This window comes from Vibrio sp. 1978 (assembly GCF_033344345.1).
Map to the genome: position 1 here is coordinate 1 of NZ_JAWPOP010000478.1, position 689 is coordinate 689.

Annotated in this window: 1 protein-coding gene; it reads left to right on the top strand. The window is 45.1% G+C overall.

Features of this window, described 5'->3' with window-relative positions; all coding sequences use genetic code 11:
• Positions 1-55: 55 nt before the first annotated feature.
• Positions 56-538, top strand: a complete 483-nt coding sequence (gene pncC / locus R8N49_RS27320) for a nicotinamide-nucleotide amidase (RefSeq protein ID WP_021450025.1) — start codon at positions 56-58, stop codon at positions 536-538.
• The last annotated feature ends 151 nt before the right edge of the window (positions 539-689 follow it).

The window sequence follows — 689 nt, forward strand, 5'->3', positions numbered from 1 at the left end:
GGCTTAGGATACGTGAATCCCTATCAAGTAAAAAGAGACAAAGGGCATTTTGGCTATGGAAAAAACAACAAAATTAAGTGCTGATTTAGGTGTGTTACTTGCGCGACATGGGCATGTGCTGACCACAGCAGAGTCCTGTACTGGCGGTGGCGTTGCAGCCGCAATTACTGATATTGCAGGTAGCTCCGGTTGGCTTGACCGCGCTTTTGTTACGTACAGTAATGAGGCCAAAATGGAGATGCTTGGAGTGCAGTTTCAAACACTCGAAGCGTATGGCGCAGTGAGTGAGCCGGTTGTAATCGAAATGGTGCAGGGGGCATTAAAACATTCCAATGCAACAATTGGGGTGTCTATCAGTGGCATCGCTGGTCCTGGTGGTGGCAGTGAGGAAAAGCCGGTTGGAACGGTGTGTTTTGCCTTTGCAGATAATCAGGGGTGGCAGTTAGTAGAAACCATGCATTTTTCTGGAAATCGAGCAGAAGTTCGCGAACAAGCGGTGATTCATGCATTGAGTCAATTGCACCAACACTTAATCTAGATTTTTTGGAACTGCGTAAGCCCAGAGAAAACAAGGGCTAGAGAAAACTGCACGATATTGTGAGCCAAATTTTTTTCATACAGGTATGGACACTGTATGAATCAACAGTATAATAACTTTCATTGCTGAGCAGAACTTCTGCTTAAGAAAA